This window comes from Psychroserpens sp. SPM9 (assembly GCF_025153525.1).
Taxonomy (GTDB): Bacteria; Bacteroidota; Bacteroidia; order Flavobacteriales; family Flavobacteriaceae; genus Psychroserpens.
Map to the genome: position 1 here is coordinate 761708 of NZ_JANZNR010000001.1, position 26264 is coordinate 787971.

At 34.5% G+C, this 26264-nt stretch carries 25 protein-coding genes; 9 read left to right on the forward strand and 16 right to left on the reverse strand.

The features are described from left to right. Positions 1 to 4: 4 nt before the first annotated feature. Positions 5 to 3235 carry a CHAT domain-containing protein gene (locus tag N4270_RS03320; RefSeq protein ID WP_260095381.1) on the forward strand — a complete coding sequence of 1077 codons (3231 nt, stop codon included), beginning with the start codon at positions 5 to 7 and terminating at the stop codon, positions 3233 to 3235. A gap of 175 nt (positions 3236 to 3410) precedes the next feature. Here N4270_RS03320 and N4270_RS03325 read toward each other — a convergent pair whose 3' ends face one another. Both N4270_RS03325 and N4270_RS03330 read right to left on the reverse strand, forming a co-directional pair. Beyond that, complete coding sequence (locus tag N4270_RS03325) at positions 3411 to 5291, reverse strand: T9SS type A sorting domain-containing protein (RefSeq protein ID WP_260095382.1); 1881 nt, start codon at positions 5289 to 5291, stop codon at positions 3411 to 3413. A 111-nt stretch (positions 5292 to 5402) separates the two neighbouring features. Beyond that, complete coding sequence (locus tag N4270_RS03330) at positions 5403 to 5981, reverse strand: hypothetical protein (protein WP_260095383.1); 579 nt, start codon at positions 5979 to 5981, stop codon at positions 5403 to 5405. A 198-nt stretch (positions 5982 to 6179) separates the two neighbouring features. Here N4270_RS03330 and N4270_RS03335 point away from each other — a divergent pair, with 198 nt between their 5' ends. Continuing rightward, the gene (locus N4270_RS03335) at positions 6180 to 7055 is read left to right on the forward strand and encodes an AraC family transcriptional regulator (RefSeq protein ID WP_260095384.1); all 876 of its coding nucleotides are present in this window, start codon (positions 6180 to 6182) and stop codon (positions 7053 to 7055) included. Positions 7056 to 7058: 3 nt separating this feature from the next. Here N4270_RS03335 and N4270_RS03340 read toward each other — a convergent pair whose 3' ends face one another. From N4270_RS03340 to N4270_RS03355, 4 genes are all read right to left on the reverse strand, one after another. Then, entirely contained in the window at positions 7059 to 7718 is a 660-nt protein-coding gene (locus N4270_RS03340) for an HD domain-containing protein (RefSeq protein ID WP_260095385.1), read from the reverse strand. Then, positions 7715 to 8458, reverse strand: coding sequence for a 1-acyl-sn-glycerol-3-phosphate acyltransferase (locus N4270_RS03345; RefSeq protein WP_260095386.1), 744 nt, complete (start codon positions 8456 to 8458; stop codon positions 7715 to 7717). The genes N4270_RS03340 and N4270_RS03345 overlap by 4 nt, the downstream gene beginning before the upstream one ends. A 220-nt stretch (positions 8459 to 8678) precedes the next feature. After that, complete coding sequence (locus tag N4270_RS03350) at positions 8679 to 9089, reverse strand: BrxA/BrxB family bacilliredoxin (RefSeq protein ID WP_260095387.1); 411 nt, start codon at positions 9087 to 9089, stop codon at positions 8679 to 8681. 140 nt (positions 9090 to 9229) lie between these two features. Next, entirely contained in the window at positions 9230 to 9634 is a 405-nt protein-coding gene (locus N4270_RS03355) for a hypothetical protein (RefSeq protein ID WP_260095388.1), read from the reverse strand. Between the two features lie 128 nt (positions 9635 to 9762). Between N4270_RS03355 and N4270_RS03360 the strand changes: the two genes are divergently transcribed. The 6 genes from N4270_RS03360 (at position 9763) to N4270_RS03385 (ending at position 16858) form a co-directional block, all read left to right on the forward strand. Then, on the forward strand, positions 9763 to 10551 hold the full coding sequence (locus tag N4270_RS03360) for a DnaJ domain-containing protein (RefSeq protein WP_260095389.1): 789 nt from the start codon (positions 9763 to 9765) through the stop codon (positions 10549 to 10551). 49 nt (positions 10552 to 10600) lie between these two features. Continuing rightward, a complete protein-coding gene (locus tag N4270_RS03365) occupies positions 10601 to 13324 on the forward strand; it encodes a DEAD/DEAH box helicase (protein WP_260095390.1) in 2724 nt (907 codons plus the stop codon). Further along, the gene (locus N4270_RS03370) at positions 13317 to 13640 is read left to right on the forward strand and encodes a TraR/DksA C4-type zinc finger protein (protein ID WP_260095392.1); all 324 of its coding nucleotides are present in this window, start codon (positions 13317 to 13319) and stop codon (positions 13638 to 13640) included. Before N4270_RS03365 ends, N4270_RS03370 begins: the two co-directional genes overlap by 8 nt. Before the next feature lie 96 nt (positions 13641 to 13736). Beyond that, positions 13737 to 14279: an RNA polymerase sigma factor gene (locus N4270_RS03375; RefSeq protein WP_260095393.1), complete on the forward strand. Its 543-nt coding sequence runs from the start codon at positions 13737 to 13739 to the stop codon at positions 14277 to 14279. 10 nt (positions 14280 to 14289) lie between these two features. After that, complete coding sequence (locus N4270_RS03380; protein WP_260095394.1) at positions 14290 to 16440, forward strand: energy transducer TonB; 2151 nt, start codon at positions 14290 to 14292, stop codon at positions 16438 to 16440. A gap of 1 nt (position 16441) precedes the next feature. Further along, positions 16442 to 16858: a hypothetical protein gene (locus N4270_RS03385; RefSeq protein ID WP_260095395.1), complete on the forward strand. Its 417-nt coding sequence runs from the start codon at positions 16442 to 16444 to the stop codon at positions 16856 to 16858. Positions 16859 to 16907: 49 nt separating this feature from the next. Here N4270_RS03385 and N4270_RS03390 read toward each other — a convergent pair whose 3' ends face one another. The 6 genes from N4270_RS03390 to N4270_RS03415 form a co-directional block, all read right to left on the reverse strand. Next, positions 16908 to 18068: a metal ABC transporter permease gene (locus tag N4270_RS03390; RefSeq protein WP_260095397.1), complete on the reverse strand. Its 1161-nt coding sequence runs from the start codon at positions 18066 to 18068 to the stop codon at positions 16908 to 16910. Then, a complete protein-coding gene (locus N4270_RS03395; RefSeq protein WP_260095399.1) occupies positions 18061 to 19188 on the reverse strand; it encodes a metal ABC transporter permease in 1128 nt (375 codons plus the stop codon). Before N4270_RS03395 ends, N4270_RS03390 begins: the two co-directional genes overlap by 8 nt. Further along, positions 19188 to 19922, reverse strand: a complete 735-nt coding sequence (locus tag N4270_RS03400) for a metal ABC transporter ATP-binding protein (RefSeq protein ID WP_260095400.1) — start codon at positions 19920 to 19922, stop codon at positions 19188 to 19190. The genes N4270_RS03395 and N4270_RS03400 overlap by 1 nt, the downstream gene beginning before the upstream one ends. 83 nt (positions 19923 to 20005) lie before the next feature. Continuing rightward, positions 20006 to 20914 carry a zinc ABC transporter substrate-binding protein gene (locus N4270_RS03405; RefSeq protein ID WP_260095401.1) on the reverse strand — a complete coding sequence of 303 codons (909 nt, stop codon included), beginning with the start codon at positions 20912 to 20914 and terminating at the stop codon, positions 20006 to 20008. A 27-nt stretch (positions 20915 to 20941) separates the two neighbouring features. Beyond that, on the reverse strand, positions 20942 to 21784 hold the full coding sequence (locus N4270_RS03410) for a transporter (protein ID WP_260095402.1): 843 nt from the start codon (positions 21782 to 21784) through the stop codon (positions 20942 to 20944). Next, positions 21774 to 22430, reverse strand: a complete 657-nt coding sequence (locus tag N4270_RS03415; RefSeq protein ID WP_260095403.1) for a metal-dependent transcriptional regulator — start codon at positions 22428 to 22430, stop codon at positions 21774 to 21776. Before N4270_RS03415 ends, N4270_RS03410 begins: the two co-directional genes overlap by 11 nt. A gap of 118 nt (positions 22431 to 22548) precedes the next feature. Here N4270_RS03415 and N4270_RS03420 point away from each other — a divergent pair, with 118 nt between their 5' ends. Further along, positions 22549 to 22983 (forward strand): hypothetical protein, encoded by a 435-nt coding sequence (locus tag N4270_RS03420; protein ID WP_260095404.1) that lies wholly within the window; start codon positions 22549 to 22551, stop codon positions 22981 to 22983. Here the strand turns inward: N4270_RS03420 and N4270_RS03425 are convergent. From N4270_RS03425 to N4270_RS03440, 4 genes are all read right to left on the reverse strand, one after another. Further along, positions 22980 to 23123, reverse strand: coding sequence for a FeoB-associated Cys-rich membrane protein (locus N4270_RS03425; RefSeq protein ID WP_260095405.1), 144 nt, complete (start codon positions 23121 to 23123; stop codon positions 22980 to 22982). The two genes, N4270_RS03420 and N4270_RS03425, sit on opposite strands and share 4 nt — an antisense overlap. 62 nt (positions 23124 to 23185) lie before the next feature. Next, positions 23186 to 25285 (reverse strand): ferrous iron transport protein B, encoded by a 2100-nt coding sequence (feoB, locus tag N4270_RS03430; protein WP_260095406.1) that lies wholly within the window; start codon positions 25283 to 25285, stop codon positions 23186 to 23188. Beyond that, on the reverse strand, positions 25278 to 25511 hold the full coding sequence (locus N4270_RS03435; RefSeq protein ID WP_260095407.1) for a FeoA family protein: 234 nt from the start codon (positions 25509 to 25511) through the stop codon (positions 25278 to 25280). Before N4270_RS03435 ends, feoB begins: the two co-directional genes overlap by 8 nt. Positions 25512 to 25582: 71 nt before the next feature. Next, positions 25583 to 26251 carry an SCO family protein gene (locus N4270_RS03440; protein ID WP_260095408.1) on the reverse strand — a complete coding sequence of 223 codons (669 nt, stop codon included), beginning with the start codon at positions 26249 to 26251 and terminating at the stop codon, positions 25583 to 25585. Between the last annotated feature and the right edge of the window lie 13 nt (positions 26252 to 26264).

Sequence of the window (26264 nt, forward strand, 5' to 3'; positions counted from 1 at the left end):
GTTTATGGAATCTATCAAGAAAATTATTATTGCACTATGTTTCTTGACAGCTTCACTTGCGTCTGCTCAATATGCAAATTCTGAAAGTTTAAAACAACTTGACAGACTTATAAGTGAAAAAAAATATACTGAAGCTCAGCGTTATCTTGAGGAGAACATCGACATATTTAAAGCAAAAAAAGACTATTATCTTCTAACCGACTATATTTATTATACAGGTAAAATCAATCTTCAGCTTTATAATAAAAAACAAGCCAGCACCTCTGTACATGACTATGCAGAATCATTAACCTCAGCAACAGATTCTGCAAAAGTATTACGACAAGTTAAGCTCGAACTTGCCACCTATTATGAATTGGTTGGAGACACACAAAAAGCATATGATTCAAATTTGGAGGCGCTTCAGATCACTAAAAGCTGGAAAGAGGCAACTCCAGAACATTTTGGGCTGATTGAAAATAATCTTTGCGTGCTCTTAACAAGAAAAGGTGATGTAGCAAACGCCATAAAACATGGTAATAACGCACTACGACATTACGAATCCTATCCTAAAACCAATAAAACCAATCTTTATGTGCTTTACAGCACCATGGGTGGTTCAATGTGGTATGAAGCTAAAATTGACAGTGCGTTATATTTTTATCAAAAAGCTGAAAAGACCTTAAAATTGATGGAACCAAATCCTACAAATTCATTTTATAGGCCAGCTATCTTAAATAATAATATTTCAGCAATCTACTCGACTCAAGGTAATTTGGACAAAGCCTTAGATGCCATGAAATTCACGGTTAATAATCTTAATCAATACATTGTTTCGGATGTTGCCGATTCTAAAAAGGAAAGCGCTTATGAGTTCCTATTTATGTCTATTGAGAACTTTGCTGGAATTTATAAGGATATCGGCAATTTTGAAAAAGCAAAAGAGCTGTTAGAGTATTCCTATAATGCAAAGAAAAAACACTTTGACTCTGAAAGTCCCGAATTATACAAAGCGAAAATTTTACTAGGACAAATCCATTTAGCATTAAAAGATTACAATCAAGCTAAAACCTTTTTAGACGATGGTCTATCACATATAGAAAGAACTGAAGGCGGTAATAATTTTTGGGCAGCTGATGGGCATTCCTATAAAGCAAGACTCCATGAAGAATTAGGAGATATTAGCCTTGCAAAACAGCATTACGAAAATGCCGAAAAACTATACCAAGCTGCGCTTCAAGGTGCTTATGATAATATTTATTTAGATTTCATCATAAATGCGAGTCATTTTTACGCCAAAAATAATGACGAAGAAAAAGCATTGGCCATGGCACAAAAAGCCTATGACTATATTAAGGAAAATCAAGGTTCAACGACTACTTTTGAAATTCAACAAGCCTTAAATCTTGGTGAAATACATTATGAATTAGGAAATTATAACGCCGCATTAAACAATGCTGAGGCGACTGAAGGATTGCTCAAAAAAATGCTTCCTACGCAAACCAATCCTTTAGATTCCACAAAAATTATTTTGTACAAACCACAAACTATTTTACTTAAATCGCGCTCAGCATATAAACTAAACGGAAAAAATAATTCTATTGCTGACTTAAAAGAGCAATTTAAGACTTTAAAAGAAGCTATTTCTATTGTAGAAAAGCAAAAAACATTCCTTGGAGATGACACGAGTGTTTCTCTTTTAATTGAAAGAAATTCTGATCTTTTTGAGTTTACAAAACAACTGGCTTTAGATTTATATGAAAAAACCAAAGACAAGGCTTATCTCTTAGAAGTGATAAGTATGCACGAATCTATTTTATACAATAGGATTAGAGCTCAATTAAACTCAAGAACTTCGATGACTTATGCCAATATCCCTAGCGACGTCCTTGAGCAAGAAAAGATAATTAAAAATGCCATTCAAGAATCTTTAGGGAAAAGTGACAATTTAGACGCTTATATAAAAGCCAATTCGCAATGGAAAACGCATTTGGAAACCTTAAAAAATGATTATCCAAAATATTATAATCTGCGATTTGCTTCTATAGCTAAGTCTTTAAAAGACATTAAAACCAAACTCCCAGAAAACACAACAATCGTTCGATATATCTACATCGATAAAGAATTATACGTCAATCTAATTTCAAAAAGCGGAATAGAAATTTTCAAACTCCATCCTGAAGGGTTAAACTCAAAAATTACTAGTCTACAAGATGAAAATGCCTTATTTCAAAACAATTACAATCTCTCCCATGAACTATATCAGCAATTGTGGAAACCCTTTGAACAACACATCAAAACGAAAAAGGTCGTTATCATTCCAGATAGGGATTTATTCAACCTCAATTTTGAAATGCTTACCAATAAGGAGCTTTCCAATCCTAAGGAATTAGCAACACACAGTTTGCTTTCACAATACACAATCTCATATAATTACAGTCTTTTTTTAATTGACAACGGAAGTCATAGTGTTTCATATAATAACAATTTTGTCGCCTTTGTTCCTGAGTTTAATGATCAAATGAAATCTGATTATCTTTTGTCTATTAAAGACTCCCTAAACATAGACAAAACCTACCTCACCTTGTTACCACAACCCTTTACAAAAGATTTGGCAAACCTTTCTACGCGATTATTTAAAGGCACCTCTTTTTTAAACGAAAATTCAACAGAGCATATTTTTAAGAATAGCGCCAAAGAGCACAAAATAATTCATATTGGCACACATGCCGAATCGAACAATATTTCACCAGAACTATCACGATTGGTATTTGCCAAGTCTATGGATTCTTCAAATACCGACGACAATTATTTGTATACTTATGAGATATACAACACCAATCTCTCTTCAAATTTGGCTATTTTAACTGCTTGCGAAACCGGAAAACCAACCTACCAAGCTGGAGAAGGCATGATTTCTTTGGCGCACGCCTTTAATTATGCTGGTAGTGAAAGTATGCTGACCAGTTTATGGAAAATTGACGAACAATCCAGTGCTCAAATCATTCAAAGCTTTTACAGATACATCAAAAAAGGATTACCAAAAGATGAAGCCTTACAAAAGGCAAAATTAGATTATATTACAACCGCAAAAGGAAGAACAGCAGCTCCGCAATATTGGGCTGGATTGGTTCTTATTGGAGACACGAGTCCTATTACACTTAATAACTCCTCAAACCTTGTGTTTTGGTTAGGTCTTGCTATTGTAATTATTATATTAATTGTAATCAGGATACGGAAAAAGTCTAAGGCATAAAAAAAGAGTTTTCATTAACTGAAAACTCTTCTTAAACAATAAACCTGTATTAATATTCCCTAATAAAATTAATAGCATCCAAGCTTATTAATAAGTCATCGATTTTTTTATCAAATGTGAGCATAAAAAAAGCCAACAAAATAATTTGATGGCTTTTATTGTTAGGTATTCTTATTTAATTTGATATCATCACTTTCTTAATAATGACTTGATTTGTTGATTTATCATTAATATTTAAAAAGTAAAGACCAGATGTTAATTGACGAATATCTATCATCGTATTGGTAGATGTAAAGTCTCCCTTATTTACAACTTGTCCCAGTTGATTAATTAAGTGCCAATCTCCGTTAATTAATGTTTCAGATTTAATATTTAAAACATCTTTTGCTGGATTTGGATAAATACTTAAAATCTCTGTAGTAGAAAACTCATCTAGATCTAATGTTGCACCTGGACCTAATAAATAAATTGAACCATCTTTAACTTCTACAGAAAAAATTACAAAATTACCACCATATTCGGCTTCGATAGTTTCGGGTATATCAGTAACTGTGAGTGAATTTGAAGTCAGAATTTCAAAAATAGCTTCACTAGATGGCAGATAACCTAAAACAACATTAAACTCGCCACTGATATCAGCATTGTTTTGAACTACAAGTCGGTCATATTCGGTGCCAACTGTAGGTCCATCTATTTCAATATTAAAAGTTGCATCAGTTCCTGTGGTAAGATTCCCTGCAATGTTTAAAACACCTGGTGAATTTCCTGGAGATATTTCAGAATTTACTTCAAAACCAGAAGGAAATCGAATGGTACCACTTCCACCAAAATTAGAAAACTGACCTTCAGTAAACACTTCTTCTATAACCAAGGTTCCTGCATCACTAATAATATCTGAACCATTATATAAATCTGTCAAGTTTATAGTTGAAATTCCTAAACCAGCTGTTTTTATAATTCCTCCAATGCCTTGATTTTGAAAGGAATGATTTGTTCCGCTAACATAACCTATAGTAATATTATCAGCATTAATATTGTAATTCACCAAGTTAAAAATTCTAATTCTTCCATTATTAATATTTAAATCTCCTTGATTGTGTTCAATATCTGTTTCGAAAGCCCAGATTTCAAAATCATCTTCTATTTCTTTCAAACCAGGACCATCTATAATTAAACTTCCATAATTAATCAAAAGCGATTGAACATTGACATCTTGCTTTGAAATTTCACCAGCATTCCAAATAATTGTACCTCCTACATTATTGTTAATTAACGAATACATCGACAAATCTCCATTGATAACAAGTGTATTATTTCTTCCAACGATAATCTCTTTAACACTGGTCGTACCTGCTCCATCTGTATACGCTATATCGCCTACACCAGGTTGATTAAAATACACAATGTCATCTGCGGTTGGGAGACCATTTGGGTCCCAATTGGCTGGATTGTTCCACAAGCCGTCACCACCTTCACCATCCCAGGCTATCGCAGAGGCATAGTTTATATCGGTTACTGTATAGTAGACACCATCAGACTCACACTCAACACCAAAAGTAACCTCAATACCAGAAGTTTGATTTTCAGGAACTAAAAGTGTTGTTGCAGTACCACAAGAACCTTGAGCTCCTTCAATAATTTGAAAAGAATCTCCTATTTGAGGTCCAAATCCGGTCATATAAATTACCATAGAACCGTTAAAAAAGTAATTTCCTTCACAACTTATTTGTGTGAAAATATCAACTTCATTGACATATAATTCTACTGTACTTGTCACATCAACAATAAAGTCACCCAATAACACAATATTGCTTTGGGTAAATAGGGATGATCCATTTCTAAGTTCAAGAGTCCCATAAGGTTCAAACGTAAAGCCTTCGTAGTAAACAAAACCATTATCAATTAAAATATCGTCACCATACTGAGGCACATCAAAATAGGACCAGTTGTAGGGGTCACTCCAACTATAACCATCACCACCTCCCGTAAATTCGTTTTGAGATAAAGCACTCATTGAGACACAAAGTAGTGTCATAAAAAATAAAATTCGTTTCATAATTAATAGCATTTAAATGTTTATATAAGAACACATCGAAACATTATTAATATGTGAGCATAAAAAAAGCACTTCGTTAAAAGTGCTTTTCAATTTTAAAACTAAATTAGATTACATTTTGAAGCTATCGGTAAATAATCTGTTACCCGATTTTAATCTTAAGAAATAAGAGCCTTTTTCTTCAGCAGATAATTTATAAATACGCTTAAGTATTTTACTCCCTTTCAATTCATCAGCATAGATGAGTTCTCCATTAAAGAATAATTCAATCACTAACGGTTTTTCTTCAAGTGTTAAGTGGGATATCATTAAATCATGATTTTCTAAACGCACTACAGGTTTAAATTCTTTGGTTTCCATATCGTGTAGAAATAAAACCTGTTCTGCTGCTATTTGAAAAGGCTTAACTGTAATTTCAAAATCCTTAATGATTTCAAAAGTATAGAGTCCATCTGCCAAAGCAGTAAAATCAAACTCTTGTGTATACGTTCCATTTCTATCTATTGTCTTTGAATAGATTACAAATCCTTGATTGTCTTTAATTGTATATTGGTGTCCTTTTTTAACATTCGAGAATTTTAAAACAGTAATCACTTTGTTTGAACCATCAATGTAATTTTCATTGGCGTAACCTGTTGCTATCGTCAACATCATTACAAATACTACTAAATTTTTAATTGTTTTCATCATTTTTTGGGTTTTATGATTAACACTACAAATGTATAGCAGAACAGTCTCTAAGAAAACAACAGATTTGGCTGATTTATATGTTATATTAACAATAACTTATGATAATAAATATATGAAGGTTAAAATAGTATAATTTTGTGCTAATTCTGAATAGAATTTTAAAATCTATTGCCTTAAATTTGTAAGTAATTAAGACCTATGAAAAAAAGAAAGCCTACACTCGAAAAAATTAGCCCGAATTTTGGTAGTTCCGTTTTTGTTAAAAAGAGTACCTCTAAAGACAATGAACAAAAACCATTTTGGCATTTTCATCCAGAAATAGAACTCGTTTACGTTAATAAAGGTCAAGGTAAACGGCACATTGGCAATCATTTATCCTATTTTAATAACAGCCAGTTAATTTTAATTGGCTCCAATTTACCTCATAATGGGTTTACAGATCGATTAACCCAACATGGAACCGAAATTTTAGTTCAGTTTAAACCCGAATTTTTAGGACCTTACTTTTTTGATATCCCAGAAATGAGCCATATCAACACGCTTTTTGAACGTGCTAAAAATGGTATTATTTTTAAACCCGAAACCAAACGACGTATTGGTAAAAAAATTGAAAAACTTAATGATGTTGTAGGTTTTGAACGTGTAATACTGTTATTGAAAATTTTACAAAAGTTAGCAGAAGCTAAAGATTATGAGATTTTAAATGCCGACGGCTTTGTTTTTGAAACCGAACTTCAGGATAGCGCAAAAATTGATATTGTCTATAAACACATTAATCAGAATTTTCGAAACCATATCTCTTTAGATGATATCTCAGATAAAGTAAGTATGACGGTTCCTGCATTTTGCAGATACTTTAAAAAATCTACTGGAAAAACATTTACAAAACTCGTCAACGAATATCGAATTGTTCATGCGACCAAATTATTATCAGAAAGTCAGATGAGTATTAGTGATGTTGCTTTTGAATGTGGTTTTAACAACTTTTCCCATTTCAATAAATTATTTAAAGAATTTACTGGAAAGAGCGCTTTAAAATATCGAAAAGAACTCACGCAAATTATGCAATCTTAGGTGCTACTTTTCACCATCCCATTCGGCATAAAACTGTTCTAAAAACTGCTCCATAAACTGATGTCTTTTCAATGCAATTTTATGAGCTGTTTTCGTATTCATTAGATCTTTTAAACGCAGTAATTTTTCATAGAAATGATTAATTGTAGGTGCCGTAGACGCTTTATATGCTTGTTTGGTCATATGCAAATTAGGTCGTATTGATGGATCAAATAGCTTTCGGTTTTTAAATCCTCCGTAATTAAACGTTCGTGCAATACCTATAGCGCCTAAAGCATCCAAACGATCGGCATCTTGAATGACATCCAATTCGGGTGATTTAAATTTTTGAACTTCGTTTCCGCCTTTAAATGATATGTTTTCAATGATTTTAACAACATGCTCAATAACTGCGGAATCGGTATTAATTCCGAATAAAAACGTTCGTGCCTTTTGGGGCCCAACTGATTCATCTCCATCATGAAATTTGCTATCTGCAATATCGTGAAGTAAAGCCCCAAGCGCAACCACAAATACATCGACATTTTCATTTTTAGAAATGAGCATACTGTTATTAAACACTCTTAAGGTATGAAACCAGTCATGTCCGCCTTCAGCATGTTCTAAGGTTTTTTTTACAAATGATTTTGTTAACTCAACTTGTGCTGCTTCGCTTGTGGTCATGACTCTAAATGAATAGCGTTAGTAATGGTTGCTTCTAAAGTGCTTATTAATTCTGAATGATTTTCAACTTCACTTAATAGTATGGGTTGATGCACTTTAAATTTAATATGGCTTCCAATTCCCATCGGAAAGGCTCCATATTGAAGTGTTTTCCATGAATTATTTACAGTAACAGGAACGATAATAGCCGAAGGCACATGCTTGAACAACAATTGCAAGCCTCTGGTTTTAAAAGGCTTCGGAATCCCATTTTTACTACGAGTGCCTTCCGGAAAAATTGCAGCAGCTCGTCGATTTTCTTCAATGTATTTACCAAACTCTGCCATAGCAGATAAGGCTTGTCTCGGATTTTTACGATCTATTAAAACCGAACCGCCATGACGCAAATTATACGACACACTTGGAAAGCCTTTTCCCAGTTCTTTTTTGGCCACAAATTTAACATGATGCTTCCGCAGGTACCACATAATTGGAGAGATATCGTACATGCTCTGATGATTAGAAACAATAATTAAGGGCTTGTTTTCAGGGATTTCATAAGCATTATCCCAACTAAAGCGCGTTCCTAAAACATTCAAACAACGTAATAAAAAAAACTGAAGCGCATCAACACTTAGTTTATGTGCCTGATAACCAAATACGTTAAAGCAAAACCATTGTATCGGATGAAAAATAAGCAAGGTCATTCCGAAGACAATAAAATACACTACAGTTAATGGATAAGCTATGAGTTTTTTCATAGCGTAAAAATACTAAACCTAATCAAAAATTGATTCAGTTATTTCAATTTCGTAAAGACCACGTTTTGGACTAGTGTAGAAGATTCAAGTTAGATAACCTCAGGTGTTCTGGTTTTGACGAAATGTTTGCATCATGGGATAAAAAAAGCCACGATATAATCGTGGCCATATGTTATTGATTGTCTTTTTTGTTGTCTTGGCCTAAGCTCAAGACGCTCATTTAACAGTGTTCGTTGTAAGCATCCATAAGGTTTTCAGCAATTAATTCAGCTGGACGACCTTCAATATGATGACGCTCTAACATGTGTACCAATTCACCGTCTTTAAATAATGCCATACTTGGCGAACTTGGAGGAAAAGGAACCATATGTGCTCTTGCAGCATCAACTGCATCACGGTCTACACCTGCAAATACAGTGACAATATGATCTGGACGCTTTGCGTTTTGTAAACTTTGTCTTGCTCCAGGACGCGCATTAGCTGCTGCACATCCACAAACTGAATTGACAACAATTAAGGTTGTTCCTTCTTTTGCTAAAGCAGCTTCTACAGCATCAGCTGTTTGTAATTCTTCAAAACCTACTTTGGTTAAATCCTCACGCATTGGTTTTACTAATTCTGCTGGATACATATATTTTTATATTTTAATTATTACTAATATTGAACTGCAAAGATAAGCAAAATTAGTAGGACCTATACCAATTTTAGTAAGCTGTTTGAATAGTATTATTCAGGTTTTCAATACCGATATGTTTCAAGGCGAACTATGATTTATCTTGTGAAAGTGTATAAAAATCCATCGAAAGCAATCCCTTCATCTAAAACAAGTTGACTATTAGTTAAAACATTGATTTCTAGATTAATGTTGTCGTCTATAACTATGGTGGTAATTTCACCATTTGTTAGTGCTTGAAAATCATAGACGCCTGAAGGGTAACCATCAAAAACAACATCTGTATTAGTGTTGACGATAGTTAACTGTTGTGTTTCAATATCAAAATCCCAGGTAATAATACCCAATTCAAAATCTTGGTCTACACCTGCTAACCCTCCAGAGACATTCACTAAAGACCATGGACCTTCAAGTGTTGGTTCATTATTTGGCGTTCCATCATCATCATTTTGGCAAGACATCGCCACAAAAATAAGAGCAACTAAATAGATATATTTTTTCATGATTCGTTTGATTTTATATGTAGTAGATGCTATGACCTCGAAAAGGTTGCGTTGATTAGTAACAAAACTAAAAATATATCAACTAACAAATGTTATATTTGAAATTCATAACAAAATAAAATACATACATGAGTTTTGCAAAATGGATAGGAGGTGCCTTAGGTTGGTCTTTTGGAGGACCAATAGGAGCAATTATTGGACTTGCTATAGGAAGTTTCATTGATGGTGCATCAGAAAATGGTGGCTTTTTATTAGGTGACGGAAACCCGAAGCAGCAAAGACGTTCTAGTCGTCCTTCATCGCGACCAAGAACCCAAACCAGAACACGTCCGCAAACACGTTCGGGCGACTTTGAAGTAAGCCTGTTAATCTTGGCTTCGGTGGTTATAAAAGCAGATGGTAAACAAGATCAAAGTGAACTGGATTTTGTGCGTCAGCAGTTTGTTAGTATGTATGGCAAAGATAGAGCAAATCAAGCATTTAGGCTTTTTAAAAACATAAGTAAACAACAAATCCCTACACGTAAAGTATGCTTACAGATACGTGAAATGATGGACCATGCATCACGACTTCAATTGTTACATTTTCTCTTCGGAATAGCCAAAGCCGACGGTATGGTAACCGATGATGAAGTCTCTCAAATTTATATGATTTCTGGTTATTTAGGTATTAGTTCGCGAGACTACGGAAGTATTAAAGCGATGTTTTATAACAGTAGTGACAACGCTTATAAAATTTTAGAAATCACCAAAGAAGCTACTAATGATGAGGTAAAAAAAGCCTACCGAAAAATGGCAAAAAAATACCATCCTGACAAAGTCATTCATTTAGGTAAAGAACATCAAGCGGGCGCTGAAGAAAAATTTAGGCAAGTTCAAAAAGCCTATGAACAATTGCAAAAGGAACGTGGGTTCTAATACTTCCTATATTTTTTCAAACCTAAAACCTATTAAACATCTGTAATTATTGTCTGACTTAAAGCACATTATAAAATTCTATCGCGACTGCTACCAATTTGATTTAAAAGGAATTAGAATTAAAAATTTTATTTCAAATCAATGTGAGAAAAGATGGATTCCTGGCTCTTCTACTTTTTTTAGAGATCCTAATTTAAGAATCCCGGTCGATAAAAATTGGGCTAAAACTGCAGAACAAATTTTGTTCTTAAACTCTAAGGAAAAAACACTCTATGCTGGTTCGGTTTTTATTAAAGGGAAACAACACACCTTAGGGTCTAAAAGAACAGCTTACGTACCGCTTTACATTCATGAATTAATTTTATTTGAAGATAATAACACGCCTTATGTTTCGGTCGAAGATACCTACATAAATCCAGACTTTATTGAACTGGCCAATAGTATGGACAACAGCTTAGATATTTCTCAAGATGTCGTAGCAAAAAATACACCTTCAAATCCGTTTGGTTCAGAAAACTTAAAAGACCTCAAAACATTTTTCAGCAAGTACTTTTCTTCATGGAATTCTTACGATCTTAAAAACTATGAGGACATCAACTTTAGCTTTAATAACTATTTTGAAAGAAGCAAAATAATAGAAATCAGTTCCTTAAAATTGCTATCGTGTTTCATGCTAGGCATTTTTAAAAAACCCGAAGGTTCCGTAGGTATTTTAAACGAATTGACATTCATTTCTGAGCATCATAGCAAATCATCTATTTTAAATTTATTCTTCAAACTCGATACGTTTGAAATCACATTTTTAAAGAAGCGTGACATCTACTTACCTACGACTTTAAGTCGTAAACAAGAGTCTGCTTTTTATGCTACGGATGCCTATCCTATTACTCAAATAATTGGGCCTCCCGGAACTGGCAAATCCTTTACTATAGCGTCTCTCGCCATAGATGCCATATCTAATAATAAATCGGTTTTAATTGTAACACGAAATGCGCAGGCTTCGAAGGTTATAACCAATATTATTGAAGAAGATTTTAAGTTAAAACGTATTGTGATAAAAGCCTATAACCAAATTTATAAAAGGAGTCTATCTTCCAAACTGGGCAAGGCTATTTCTATTAATCCGCGTCGGAAACTAGACCCAAAAGCGTTACAAAAACAAATCAAAAGCATCCTAAAAACCATTGATAATATTGAAAATGCTATTATTGATGTTGAAAATGAAGAATTAAAATGGGGCGCCTTTTATTCAGAATATCAAGAAAATTTCTTTTCTAAGTTTAAAGATAAATGGTTTCAATATCAGAAAAGAAGAACGAAACCAATTGGAGTTCTCAACGATTCACTCAAATATGCTCAAAATGAAAAAACCAGACTTGTAAAAAAGTATATTACACAAAAGATTCAATACGACTTATTACAGTTAGTTCAACGAAAAAAAATAGAGTTTCTAAAACTCAATGCTTCGCTAAAAGAAAAAAACCTCACACTTGTGGATAAAAAATTGAAACAGGTAGATTTTAAACTTATTCTAGAAGCATTACCATTATGGGCCACAACCACAAAAGAAATTTCCAAATGTTTACCATTACAGGAAGAACTATTTGACTTGGTTATCTTTGATGAATCATCGCAATGCGATATTGCATCGAGCATTCCGGCATTATACAGAGCAAAAAAAGCAATTATAGTAGGTGATCCTCATCAATTGCAGCATATTTCGTTTCTGTCAGATAGTAAGCAATCAGAGTTAAAGCAAAAATATAATATCCGAAAAGCAATTCCCGATTATAGAAAAGAAAGTCTCATCGACTGGATTGATAGTCGACTCTCTAACCCAGAGCAAACCACTTTTTTGGACGAACATTTTAGAAGTAAGACGGATTTAATCCAATTTTCCAATCAAAGTTTTTATGATAACCAGCTAAAATTAATAAGATCTAACCCTATTTCGGATGCGACATCTTCAATTGAAATAGTAGAAACAAATGGTATTCGTAACGACAACGGAACTAATCTTATAGAAGTTAATAAAATTCTAGAAAAGTTAAAAGAAATCGCTACTGCGCATCAAGATCTGGACGAATCATTAACGCCTTCTATTGGAATTATTAGTCCGTTTACTCAGCAAGTTCAGTTGTTGAAAAAAAGTGTTTCTAAAACCATTCCATTCGACATCACAAAAAAACATAACATTTTAATTGGTACGCCGTTTCATTTTCAAGGTGAAGAACGAGACATTGTATTTATTTCTTTTTGTGTTGATCAAAATACTCATGTTGCATCTCTCAACTATTTAAACAGAGAAGATGTTTTTAATGTACTCATTACCAGAGCGAGAAACGAACAACTTTTATACACTTCTATAACGCCCTCTTTGTTACCAGCAAACTCACTTTTAAAACGTTATCTCGAATCTAAAACAGCACCAGTCAATAAAACAAATGAGGAGCATATTTACGATGAATTTGTAATGAACGTTTCTAGCTTTCTTTTGGATCAAGGAATAGAGGCTGTGCACAAAGCCATTATCGTATCTGGTGTGGTAATAGATTTAGTCGTCGTTCAAAACGGCCATTATTACTGCATCGATTTAATAGGATATCCTGGAGATTTTGAGGCCCAGTTTAGTTTAGAGCATCTTAGGATTCTAAACAGAATGAACACACAACTTTTTTTCTTAACTTATAGCAGTTGGTACTTAAATCAAGAAAGTGCACAAAAAGATCTTGTGAAATTTATTCGAAAGGAACCTATTTTTAAGAATGGATAAAGCCCATATACAACAAATCATTCTTCAAGAAATTGAGACAACTAAATCTCAAATATTAAACTATGAGGAACTCACAAAACCTATTGCTCCAAGTGATGCTATAGGTCGTGTAAGTCGGATGGATGCCATCAATAATAAAAGTGTTAATGAAGCATCTTTACGACAAGCCGAAACAAAACTTAACAACCTAAAACGTGTACTAGCTAACCTTAAAAATGAAGATTTTGGCATCTGTTTAAAGTGCAAGCAACCCATTCCTGTTGGACGCATCCTTATAAGACCCGAAAGCTTACTTTGCGTTAATTGTGCCCGATAACCTCCTCTGTTTAATTTGGTATCATAATTGTGAACTTTAATCGAATAATTTAAGGAGACCTTTTCAACTTTTGACCATTAATAAGTAAAACAGTGTATGAGCGATCAAGACATTTTAGTACTATTTAAAAATGGTCAACGCGATAAAGCGTTTAAAAAACTATACCACCTCTACCCTAGAATTGAAAAATTAATTCTCTCTAAAGGAGGTTGTAAAGCAGATGCCAGTGATGTGTTTCAGGAAGCGCTTATCATCTTAAACCGAAATCTCGAAACTTCCAATTTTAAGTTAACCGCTTCATTTTATACCTATCTGTATTCGGTTTCCAGATTTGTGTGGTCAGACATTCAAAAAAACATCTCCAAACAACAACTACAAGAACTCAATGCGCAAGAGGTTGCAGTCTTTCAGGAGGTGATTGAAGAAAAAAAATACCAGCTTGCCGAGCATGCTTTTTCCGAAATAGGAACCCGATGTCAACAATTGCTACAACTGTTTTATCTCAAAGCCATGTCATTTCATGATATCGCTAAAGTCATGCAATTTAAATCTTCAAAAATTGCAAAAAATCAGAAGTACAAATGCTTACAAAAAGCAAAAGACATCTATCAAACCCAACTAAAATCGGTTCAATCTTAAAATTAAAAGCATGGAAACTTACAATCAACATATCGCCTATATAAACGATTACCTCAATAACTTACTTTCAAATGAGGCACGTCAGGATTTTGAATCAAAACTTCAAAACGATAACGAATTCCATTCCCTTTATGAAGAACATCTTGTGTTTATAAACGGATTAAAACGTCTAGAAATTAAAGCCGATATCCTACAAGGGAAACGTGCTTATCTCACCGAAAAATGGCTAAAAATTGCAGGTATATCTATCATCCTTATTGGTGTTTTGGTCATGGTATTTACGTTGGTTTTTAAGGCTTCGGAAGTTGAGCCAACTTCAAATAATGAGAATCTAAATACGATTATTAGTGATACCGTTTCTACAGAAAAACCCGCATCTGAAATCCATATAGATGCTTCCGAAGAAAAAAAGACCACAAGCACGGCTGAAATTCCTACATCTCCTTTGGAAACAACACCCCATTTAGATGCATCTGAAGCTATTTCAACAAAGGCCAACACGTTCAGAAAAAGAGCGCAAATGGTCACCCTAAATACCCAGAAAGACACAACCATTAAAGCACCCGAAGGCACCATTTTAAAGATTAGTAAAGGGGCGTTTATCAATCCAAAAACCAAACAAGTTATTCAGGGTAACATTCGTTTAAACATTACCGAATATTATAAACTTTCGGATATATTGATGGCAAATTTGACAACGGTTTCAAACGGAAAACAATTAGAAACTGGCGGCATGCTTTATATTGAAGCCCTACAAGGGAATACCAAATTAGAACTCCAAAAAAACAAACCTATTGAGATTTCGTTTCCTAATCAAAGCCCAAAATCTGGTATGCAATTATTTTCTGGTGAATGGGAAGATGAAACTATCAACTGGCAGCTTCAAAATGAATCTATAGAAGAATTAGAACATCTCGAAATCCTTGAAGCAGGTATCGAAGTTCCGTTTTCTGTTGTTGAGCAAGCACCTACATTTCCAGGTTGTGAAAATGCAGACAATGATATTAGAAAACAATGTACGACCAAAGCCATTTCAAAATTTATTAGCCGAAACTTCAATACCGATTTGGCTCCTGGTCTTAACTTAACCGGAAAACAACGAATCAATTGTATTTTTAAAATCGATCCAGAGGGTCGTATCGTTTTTGTTCAAACACGTGCCGCTCATCCGAGACTAAGTGAAGAAGCCGAACGTGTAATAAATTTATTACCAAAAATGAATCCTGGTCTGCAACGCGGAAAAGCGGTAACAGTTCCTTATTCTTTACCTATTGTTTTTGATATTCCAGACGAACGTACCGTAACTAGTTTCTTTGGAACTATAGACAGCGTGACCACCAGCACCTCTGTAATTTCTCCTCAAAACATAAGCGTAAACCCTATTGAAATGGACACTATTTATAGTGATCGTAGAGGCATCGTTGAACAGATAAGAGAAGTCATGCATGATAAAGATTTCCCTGTAGATTCATTATTTATAAATGCATGGCAACGTTACAAACAACAACGACTCATAAGAGAAATTGGTACTGCAAATTTGAGACGTTATATGTTAAGAAAATCACTTTTTGAAATGGATAACACGAAATTCAAAATTCTTGATGATGATTCGATAACACGTGGCGGACATATACTAAGAGTTCCTTGGGATGAAACTAAAATACCAACAACTACCAGAGTCATGAATCTCACTCCGAAACAAGTGTTTGCTGCTGGATCAGAAGCTATAACTGCTAAAGCGTTTGAAGCGCGATTAAGCAACGAAAGCGATACTAGTATTTCTTCGAGAGACGCCAGCTATTATGTACTGAGCACTTCAAAATTAGGATGGATTAATTGTGATCGCTTTATCAATAGAAACACAAAACGTATCCCCTACAAACTCAAAATTAAAAACGCAGAAGGCGCACATATAAATATGGTTTTTAAATCGTATAACTCTATTTTACCTAGCTGGCATACAAATGGCGTTTATGATTTTCAAACTGTTGGTGCTAATGAAGCTATTATTCTGGTTGCTATACAACGAAAAAATGGAAAACTCTACTACGATACCATAGATACCAAAACAGAAGCCAATCCTAAAATTGATTTTAACTTTAAGGAAGTTACTATTGAAGAATTGAAGAGTCAATTGGAGATTTTAAATACCTTTAAATAATATGAAACTAATCATACCCATGATGTTAGCTTTATGCGCTGTGTCTCTAAATGCACAAGACCTAACGGGCATCTATAAAGTTGAAAGACATGGTACAACGACTTCACTCTCACGTACATTAACCTTAAATGCAGATGGCACTTTTGAGTTTTATGCCTATAAAAAACATGAACGAAGAATTCCTAATGACGTCCATCTTTACGGAAAAGGAACTTGGACAATAGACAAAAAGGTGATTACTTTTTCTACGGAAACTTTAGACCTTGATGAAAAGTACACGCTAAATTTTAATAGTTCTAAAGCTAGATTCGATACAAAGTCGCCAAGAGATACTTCGAATCGTACTATAAAAACATCCATCCGGTTTTATGATTCTGAAGTGTTAATTGCTAAAGGATTGAAACTTATTAAAGACTAACTGAAAATACTTTTGTTTTTTGACAGACAAGGAAGCACAACTGAAGAATCTAACCTCTAAACAAAAAGAAGTCATCTTTCATATCTTCTATCTGAGCATCTTCGTTAGTTATAATATAATCAATAGCTTGGGTCGTAAATTCGTTCCCTTTAGATGTTAATGATACAATAGCATTGTTTATGACTATCATATTATTTTTTAGAGCCAGATCCAAAACGGTTTTAGAGCGTACTTTCTGCCAGTTGATATGCTCATTTAAATGGTTAACATGACGCTCGGCTTCTTCGTCATGATTTTTTAAATGAAGTAAAAACGTAAGTAATGAAACCTCTGTACGCTGTTGTTTCTCTCTGTACATTACCGCAATTATACCTTTACTAGGCGCGAATAAATACACCATTAAAAACAAGACACCAAGCATGGTTGTAATAGAGCCCGCTATAGAAGCATCAAGCCAATGAGCAAACCAGTACCCAGAAATGGCACTAAACACACCAAAGACTATAGAAAGTAGGAGCATTTTCTTTAAATCTGTCGTTAAAAGATAGGCCGTGGCCGCTGGAGCAATCATTAAAGCAACAACTAGAATCGCACCAACAGCATCAAAAGCGCCAACCGTAGTTACCGATGAAACAGACATTAATCCGTAGTGAATAATCGCAGGAGAAAAGCCTAAAGAAGCAGCCAGACCTTTATCAAAGGTACTCAGCTTTAATTCTTTAAAAAACGCAATTAACAAACCTATGGTAACTAAAAGAATCCCACCAATAATCCACAATGATTTGGGACCGACATCAACACCAGAAATAATTAAACGATCAAAAGGAGCTAGAGCCAATTCGCCTACCAAAACTGCGTCAATATCTAAATGAACATCATTGGCTTTTTTAGCAATCATCAACACACCAATACTAAACAGTACTGGAAATACTAAACCAATAGCTGTATCTTCTTTTACCAAACCTGTTTTCTGAATATACTCTACCAAAACCACTGTTATTACACCCGTTAAAGCAGCTAGTAAAATTAGTAATGGCGAATTTAAATCCTGAGTAATAAAGAACCCAACAACAATTCCCGGAAGAATTGAATGGCTTATCGCATCACTAATCATGGCCATTTTTCGAAGTACCAGAAAAGTTCCTGGAATGGCACAGGCGATGGCAACTAAACTAGCAATAAGTTGTATTTCTATTTGTGCGTTACTCATCGTTTTTATTTAATTGATTGTATAAGTTCGAAGCCGATTTAAAGCCTTCATGGGTTAAACTCCAAGTCGTGCCTTGCAGTGTAACATAGTTTTTTTCAACCAGTTTCTTTAATGTTCCTCTAGTAAAACCCTGAAAATTGTTTAAGATTTTAATCTCGTGAGGATGTGAAATATCATCATGTGTTTCGGCAATATGGTACATGAATGCTAGTGTTTTATGCAACTCTAAATCACGTCGGTTTTTTATAAATCGAATCTGTTTAAATAATAAGCCTCGACTTGGAGAAAACACAAAAGAAACGAATACAAATACTGCAGCAATAAGAACAATTACTGGTCCTGTAGACAAATTGTTTTGACTGGCACTTATTGCGGTTCCGAATACTCCAGAAAGCGCTCCAAAAATCGCTGCCAAAAACACCATAGTTGCTAAACTATTCGTCCATTGTCTAGCTGCTGCGGCAGGTGCTAACAACATAGCACTCATGAGTACAACACCTACTGTTTGGAGCCCTAAAACAATCGCCAATACAATAAAACTTGTGATTAATATATCAATCGTTTTGGTATTAAACCCAAGTGTTTTAGCATAGTCTTTATCGAAAAGTAAAATCTTAAATTCTTTCCAAAACAACAACAGTACAATAAGGCAAATTCCGGTAACGATGGCCATCATCCACACATCACTTTCAACAAGCGTAGCCGCTTGCCCAAATAAATATTTATCCAGTCCTGCCTGATTAGCATTAGGTTGTTTTTGTATGTGTGTAAGTAAGAGCATTCCGAAGCCAAAAAACAAGGACAAAATGAGTCCGAGAGCTGTATCAGATTTCAAATGGGTTTTAGTAATAATACCTCGAATCCAAAACGTACCAATTAATCCGCTAACCAAAGCTCCCAATAATAAAGTATTACTGTCTTTTGCTCCTGTCATAAGAAATGCAATGGCAATACCGGGAAGTGCGGCATGTGAAATGGCATCACCAAGTAAACTTTGCTTTCTGAGCACTGCAAAGCTTCCCAGCATACCTGTTACGGCACCCAGAATGGCTGTACCAAGTGTAATGGTTCTGAGCGTGTAGTCAGAAAACACTAAAGAGAAATACTCCTGAATATTCATTATTCCTGTATGCTTACCTTATAATTAATACCATAGGTCTTGGTCAAATTATCATCATTAAAAATATCTTTCACCGGACCCGTTGCAATTTTTTTCACATTCAAAAAGGTGACCCAATCAAAATATTCGGGAACTGTTTGTAAATCATGATGCACAACGATAACTGTTTTGCCTGCTTTTCGTAATTCTTTTAAAATATTGATGATGGCAATTTCAGTTGTAGCATCAACACCTTGAAACGGTTCATCCATAAAATAGATGGATGCATCTTGTACAAGAGCACGTGCTAAAAATATACGCTGTTGCTGGCCACCAGACAACTGACTTATTTGTCGGTTTTTAAAAGGCAGCATACCAACTTTTTCAAGGGCTTCTAAAGCTGCTTTTTTTTCTTTTTGACGCGGACGCTTAATCCAGCCTAAACTTCCGTAGGTGCCCATCATTACGACATCGAGTGCTGTGGTTGGAAAATCCCAGTCAACACTTCCCTTTTGAGGCACATAAGCTACTAAAGACCGTTGTTTTTCGTAAGATTTTCCATAAATTGTAACACTTCCTGCAATAGGTTTTAAGATGCCTAAAATAGATTTGATGAGCGTTGATTTTCCAGCACCATTGGGACCAACTATAGCCATAAGTACACCTTCAGGGATTTCTAAATCAATATCCCAAAGTACTGGCTTGTAGTTGTAAGCTACTGTTAAATCGTCTACTTGAACTGCAATTTTAGTCATATTTTATGTTTTTGTCTTTCAGAATGAGGCACCTCTTAAGAATCTTTTGTGTGATTACAGATTAGATGCGTATGCCAGTTGATTTATTTCAGTGCATTAACAATCGTATTGACATTATACTCAAACATCCCAATATATGTGCCTTCGGCTGTTCCTGCATTTCCTAAGGCATCAGAATATAAAGTTCCTCCAATGGCTACTTCATGATTTTTAGATTTTACAGCGGCTTGTAAGGCTTCAATGGTTCGCTTAGGAACAGAACTTTCTACAAAAATAGCTTTGATGTTTTTCTCAATAATGAATGCTGACAGTTTTTGTACATCTTTAACTCCAGCTTCGGTTGCTGTTGATAAACCCTGTAAACCAACCACCTCAAAATCATAGGCCTTTCCGAAGTAATTAAAAGCGTCATGAGCCGTCACCAAAATTCTTTTATCCTTAGGAAGCTCATTAATGATTGTAACCACCTTGGTTTTAAGAGCTGTGAGTTTTTCTAAATAAGTTTCTAAATTTTTAGAATAGGCTTCTGCATTTTTAGGGTCCTTTTCGGAAAGCACTTGAGCCACTTTGTTTGCAAATTGCTTAAAATAATCTATATCAAACCATACATGCGGATCGTAATTGGATGCAAAATAATCGGAACCAATCAATGTCTTTTTATCGAGTTCTTCTCCTAAAGCAATTGGTGTTTTGGTCGCACTTCCCATTTTTTCAAATACCTCAACAAGCTTTCCTTCAAGGTGCAATCCGTTATAAAAAATGACGTTTGCTTCTACCAGTTTGGTCACATCACCTTCACTTGCTTTATAAAGGTGTGGATCAACGCCACTTCCCATTAAACCTTGAACATTTACATAATCACCACCTATGTTTTTTACCAAATCGGTAATCATGGTTGTTGTGGTTACTATATTTAATTTGCCGTTGGATGGCGTTTCTTTTTTACAACTGAAACTTACGATGATTAATACTAAGAGTATATTTTTTTTCATTTTTGTTTTTTTAATAATCGTTATTAGTTAGCGTTCATTAAGCATTCTGAAACTTGCGCCTAAACCCACTAATAGATCTTGTCCTTTGGTGATGCTTGTTCCGAAGTAGGCATCTAATTGTAAATCGTTAGACACCAAATACGTAAAGCCAGCATCCCAATAATGGTTGGCCGAACTATCTTCAGGTAAATCGCCATAGAGCTCAGCGTACATCCCAAATTTATCCGTAATACTATAGCCATAAGCCAGCGTATAGATAGCTGCAGCTTCAGGAGAATCATTTCCCCATTCTGCACCAATATTATAGCCTAAGCTGGATTTTTCACTTAAGGTATGTGACAGAGAAAATCTAAAATCGACACCTGTTGTTTCCGGACGGTAATCTTGAGCTGCTGTAAACAATGGGAAAACGTGACCAATTAAGGCTATTTCTGGCATACCATTGTCTTCTTTGGCAATATCAATTTTTACCCCAAGTAACAATGGAGATAAACCGCTGCTTACATTAGCTAATTTATGACCATTAACTTTTGTTACACCTTCTACAAAATCCCAACCCAAACGCAATTCTAAATTATCAAGAATTCCATATCTAATTAGTGTTGTATTGTAGGTATAGGCTTCCTGTTTTGTAGAATTGGCTTCAAAAGATTCATACAAACCACCTGTTTCGATTTGGAGAATTCCTTTCCCTACTGTTGACGAAGCTTCGGTAGCATCAGGTCTGTCTGTGACTAATGCTTCAGTCGTTGAAGGTAACTGACTTGTGTTTTGAGCATAAGAAAACACAGACCACAAGACCAATACTGTACATAATAAAAGGGCCTTGGGGCTATAATTAAGACCATCTAATTTACTTTTAGTTTTCATCAACATAAATAATTTTTGTAAAATCTTCATTTAAAACAATGGTATTTGATGCTATTGAAATTTGAGTCATTTTGTTACTAACAAACTGCTTGGACACCGTTATTGTATTTCTATATTTAATTTGGTTTTGCGCACAAAAATCAAAGAATTCTTTATCATCACTCATCAATCTAGAAATCGTATAGGTGTTCCCTTCGATGGCATCAGACAAAGCAATCGATGTATCTTCAGTAGTGATTTCGCCATCTGCATTGGGGATGGGATCACCATGAGGATCAAACTTTGGATGGCCTAAATAATCACTTATTTTTTCTGCTAATAAATCTGAAGTTTGATGCTCTAATAATTCGGCTTCCCGATGAATATCATGCAGAGACATATCAAACATTTTGAATAAAAATGCTTCCCAAAGCCGGTGTTTTCTTACGACATTGAGTGCCATTTTGGTTCCTTTTTCAGTAAGTTGAAGCGCTTGATATTTTTCGTAATTCAATAAATCTTTTGCCGCTAGCTTTTTAGCCATATCGGTTGCAGCTGCATTTGAAATTCCCAGCTTCTTGGCGATATTTCCAGGCTTGGTATTTTTTATATCGTGCTTGTCGTTGTTGTAAATGGCTTTTACAAAATTTTCAATAGCTATAGACATTTTTAAATAGCTTTAATTAATTTTTAAGTATGCTTAAATATTTTACAAATGTAACTAAAATTTTAATGTTTTGTTAATCCTAAACAGATTAATGTTTGTTTTTAGTTAAATTCAAGCTATGAAAAAAATTACGCTTACGATTGTAATCAGCCTGTTATGTGCCTTTACATTTATAGAAGCTCAGACGCCTTTTACGAAAGACTCGCTTAGCGTGAGTTCTATAATAGGGTTGAATGAAAAAACAAACTACAAAGACTATCAGGTGAAATTCAAGAATGTTATTTCTGATTCTAGATGTCCAAAAGAGGTGATGTGTATAAGAGCAGGTGAGGCTAAAGTCCGTTTAGCGCTTTATAAAAACGGAGCATTTATTTCTGATAAAATTATAATTATTGACGCCAGTGGCTATGTTATTGAAGACAACAATCTGGCTTTTAATGCCGATGATTTTAAAATTTACGGAATGGCTTTAACTCCCTATCCAAAAACCACAGCAGCGATTCCAAAAAAAGAATACCATCTTGAAATTGTCTTTCAGCCTAAGCGACTTTAGTGACAGCCACAATCATCTTTACCACAAGCTTTAGTTACAGCTGTTTTTTTCTTCGGAAGAACGCCAAACTTATTCAGTAAAAACCACAACGCTAAGGCTACTGCAGCAAAAACCAATATATTTTGTATAATCGTATTCATGATAGGTTTGTCGTTACTAATATTGTTTTATTTCATCAGAATCCTAATTAGCAGTAGGAAACTTACTTTAAAAATTGATAAGCTATTAAAGCTACAAGATACGCAAATGCACTCATAATCACCAATTGGTACATTGGCCATTTCCAAGAGTTCGTTTCTCGTTTTACAATGGCCAGAGTACTCATACACTGCATTGCAAATGCATAGAATAAGAGCAAGGAAATCCCACTAGCAAAATTAAATAACGGTCCGCCTAAAATTGGATTCACTTCTCCTGCCATGCGGTTTTTAATGGTTTCTTCTTCGTCACTTCCTACGCTATAAATAGTTGCTAAGGTTCCCACAAAAACTTCTCTTGCCGCAAATGAACTGACAATGGCGATACCAATTTTCCAGTCGTAACCTAAGGGTCTAATCGCAGGTTCGATGGCATGTCCTGCAATACCTATAAAGGAATGTTCTAGTTTATGCGACGCTATTTTTTGATCTAGTTCATCTTGTGTAAGGTTATCTAAAGCGTGTTGTTGTGTTACAATATCTTCTGCATTATTGAATTGTTCACCAGGACCATAAGAAGCTAAAAACCATAATACTATCGAAATTGCTAAAATGATTTTACCGGCTCCAAAAACAAAAGATTTAGTTTTTTCTAAAACGGTTAAGGCTACATTTTTTAATAAGGGCACTTTATAATTGGGCATTTCAACAACAAAAAATGTTTTGCTTCTAATTTTTAAGACTTTATTTAAAATCCACGCAGAAACAATCGCTGCTCCAAATCCGATAAGGTAAAGTAACATTAGGGTTAATGCCTGATAACTTAATCCGAAAAATCGTCCTTCAGGAATCACCAGTGAAATGATAATTAAATACACTGGTAAACGTGCCGAACAAGTTGTAAAAGGTGTAACCAAAATAGTGATAAGACGCTCTTTCCAACTTTCAATATTTCGCGTCGCCATGATAGCAGGAATGGCACAAGCTGTTCCAGAAATTAAGGGCACTACACTCTTTCCGCTCAATCCGAAACGCCTCATAATACGATCCATTAAAAAAACAACACGACTCATATAGCCACTTTCTTCTAAGACAGAAATAAACAAAAACAGAAATGCAATCTGCGGAATGAATATAACGATACCGCCTAGTCCCGGAATAATGCCTTCGGCTATCAAATTAGTAAAAGCGCCTTCTGGCATTAGGTGTTTTGTCCACTCACTTAAGGATGCAAATGCACTATCTATAAAATCCATAGGAACACTTGACCAATCGTAAATGGCTTGAAAAATGGTAAGAAGAATGATCCCGAAGATCAAATAACCCCATACTTTATGAGTTAAAATCCGATCCAGTTTAATGCGCAAATCCTTGGCAGAATTTAAGTCGATAGTTTGCCCTTTTTTAAGCGTATTATTAATAAACTGATATCTCTTAATCGTTTCTTTTTGCTGTAAACGTTTGAGATCTGCCTCACTTTTTGTCTTAAAACTATGAATGGCATCTATTTGATTTCGGTCTACTTTTCCGAAGTTAACATCTTGAGTAATAACCAACCAAAGCTTGTATAATAACTGATTAGGGAAGGCTTTTCTGAGTTTATCAAAATAATCGGTATCAATTTCCGAAGCATTTAAACAGGGCTTAACAGATAATTCTTTATAGTTAGCAATCACTTCTTTGAGCTCGTCTATACCTCTATTTTTTCTTGTACTTATAAGTGCAATTTTGGTCTCCAGCTTCTGTTCCAGATAAGGAATATCTAATTTTATCCCTTTGTAGGTCATCCTATCAGACATATTAATGACTAGAATCGTTGGAATTTCCAGGTCTTTAATTTGCGTGTAAAGTAATAGGTTTCGTTTTAAATTTTCGACATCACTAACCACGACTGCAACGTCGGGAAAATCTTTATCATTTTTATTAAGAAGTAATTCAATAACCACATTTTCATCAAGCGATGATGCGTTTAAGCTGTAAGTCCCTGGCAAATCGATGATATGGGCTTTCACACCTCTAGGGAGTTTGCAAATCCCTTCTTTCTTTTCAACCGTAATCCCAGGATAATTTCCTACTTTTTGATTTAAACCTGTTAAAGCATTAAATACAGACGTTTTTCCTGTGTTAGGATTTCCAATAAGAGCAACATTAATTTGTTTAGCCATTTGAAATCTCGATTAAAATGTGAATTGCAGTTTCTTTTCTAATCGCTAAATGGGTTCCATTAATATTGAGATACATAGGATCTGCAAAAGGCGCCACTTGTACGAGCTCCACCAAATTACCAGGTAAACATCCCATTTCCAATAACTTAAGAGGAATATGTATGGATGAAACATCAGTTATAATACCTTGTTGGCCGCGTTTTATATCTGCTAAAGTGAGTTGCAAGCTTATTTAGATTGATTTTAAGTAAGCAAAAATAAAGTAAAAATTCAGTGTAAAAAAATTGTAGTCGTTTTTTATTGATATTCCTTTTTAAGTCGTTGAATATCTTGTATTAAAGAGTCAATAGAAGCAGGACTTACGCCATTATATAATCCTCTGATTTGCTTCTTCTTATCTATCAATGCAAAGTTTTCGGTATGTATCATTCCGTAATTTTCAGAGCCATCATCTTTAACCACGAGATAGGATTTTCGAGCTAAATCATAAATGTGTTTTCTATCGCCTGTGACCAAATTCCATTTGTAATCGTTAACACCTTTTTCAAGAGCATACCGTTTTAATTGTTCAACAGAGTCTATTTCTGGAGTGACCGAATGAGATAAAAGCATCACTTCATCGTCATTTAGAATTTCTTTTTGAATGCGGTACATCTGTGTGGTCATTATCGGACAAATAGTTTGACAGGTTGTAAAAAAGAAATCAGCAACATAGATTTTATCCTCATAGTTGGCTTGTGTAATTGTGTCTCCATTTTGATTGATGAGTTTAAAATCGGCAATGGTATGGTATTTCTTTTTATGCTGAATGCTACTATCAACAAGAGAGGCATCGATTCTATTGGGCTGATAAATTGGTAAAGGTTTATTGGTATCTAGTGCAGAATACATGAAATAAATAATAACCCCAGACACTACGGCTAACACTAGAAAGAATATTTTGAGTTGTTTTACATATCGCAACATAAACTGATAATTA

Excerpts from the sequence above, each read along its gene's own strand:
- N4270_RS03320 (WP_260095381.1), top strand. The coding sequence starts at position 5 with ATGGAATCTATCAAGAAAATTATTATTGCACTATGTTTCTTGACAGCT.
- N4270_RS03325 (WP_260095382.1), bottom strand. The coding sequence starts at position 5,291 with ATGAAACGAATTTTATTTTTTATGACACTACTTTGTGTCTCAATGAGT.
- N4270_RS03330 (WP_260095383.1), bottom strand. The coding sequence starts at position 5,981 with ATGATGAAAACAATTAAAAATTTAGTAGTATTTGTAATGATGTTGACG.
- N4270_RS03335 (WP_260095384.1), top strand. The coding sequence starts at position 6,180 with ATGAAAAAAAGAAAGCCTACACTCGAAAAAATTAGCCCGAATTTTGGT.
- N4270_RS03340 (WP_260095385.1), bottom strand. The coding sequence starts at position 7,718 with ATGACCACAAGCGAAGCAGCACAAGTTGAGTTAACAAAATCATTTGTA.
- N4270_RS03345 (WP_260095386.1), bottom strand. The coding sequence starts at position 8,458 with ATGAAAAAACTCATAGCTTATCCATTAACTGTAGTGTATTTTATTGTC.
- N4270_RS03350 (WP_260095387.1), bottom strand. The coding sequence starts at position 9,089 with ATGTATCCAGCAGAATTAGTAAAACCAATGCGTGAGGATTTAACCAAA.
- N4270_RS03355 (WP_260095388.1), bottom strand. The coding sequence starts at position 9,634 with ATGAAAAAATATATCTATTTAGTTGCTCTTATTTTTGTGGCGATGTCT.
- N4270_RS03360 (WP_260095389.1), top strand. The coding sequence starts at position 9,763 with ATGAGTTTTGCAAAATGGATAGGAGGTGCCTTAGGTTGGTCTTTTGGA.
- N4270_RS03370 (WP_260095392.1), top strand. The coding sequence starts at position 13,317 with ATGGATAAAGCCCATATACAACAAATCATTCTTCAAGAAATTGAGACA.
- N4270_RS03375 (WP_260095393.1), top strand. The coding sequence starts at position 13,737 with ATGAGCGATCAAGACATTTTAGTACTATTTAAAAATGGTCAACGCGAT.
- N4270_RS03380 (WP_260095394.1), top strand. The coding sequence starts at position 14,290 with ATGGAAACTTACAATCAACATATCGCCTATATAAACGATTACCTCAAT.
- N4270_RS03385 (WP_260095395.1), top strand. The coding sequence starts at position 16,442 with ATGAAACTAATCATACCCATGATGTTAGCTTTATGCGCTGTGTCTCTA.
- N4270_RS03390 (WP_260095397.1), bottom strand. The coding sequence starts at position 18,068 with ATGAGTAACGCACAAATAGAAATACAACTTATTGCTAGTTTAGTTGCC.
- N4270_RS03395 (WP_260095399.1), bottom strand. The coding sequence starts at position 19,188 with ATGAATATTCAGGAGTATTTCTCTTTAGTGTTTTCTGACTACACGCTC.
- N4270_RS03400 (WP_260095400.1), bottom strand. The coding sequence starts at position 19,922 with ATGACTAAAATTGCAGTTCAAGTAGACGATTTAACAGTAGCTTACAAC.
- N4270_RS03405 (WP_260095401.1), bottom strand. The coding sequence starts at position 20,914 with ATGAAAAAAAATATACTCTTAGTATTAATCATCGTAAGTTTCAGTTGT.
- N4270_RS03410 (WP_260095402.1), bottom strand. The coding sequence starts at position 21,784 with ATGAAAACTAAAAGTAAATTAGATGGTCTTAATTATAGCCCCAAGGCC.
- N4270_RS03415 (WP_260095403.1), bottom strand. The coding sequence starts at position 22,430 with ATGTCTATAGCTATTGAAAATTTTGTAAAAGCCATTTACAACAACGAC.
- N4270_RS03420 (WP_260095404.1), top strand. The coding sequence starts at position 22,549 with ATGAAAAAAATTACGCTTACGATTGTAATCAGCCTGTTATGTGCCTTT.
- N4270_RS03425 (WP_260095405.1), bottom strand. The coding sequence starts at position 23,123 with ATGAATACGATTATACAAAATATATTGGTTTTTGCTGCAGTAGCCTTA.
- feoB (WP_260095406.1), bottom strand. The coding sequence starts at position 25,285 with ATGGCTAAACAAATTAATGTTGCTCTTATTGGAAATCCTAACACAGGA.
- N4270_RS03440 (WP_260095408.1), bottom strand. The coding sequence starts at position 26,251 with ATGTTGCGATATGTAAAACAACTCAAAATATTCTTTCTAGTGTTAGCC.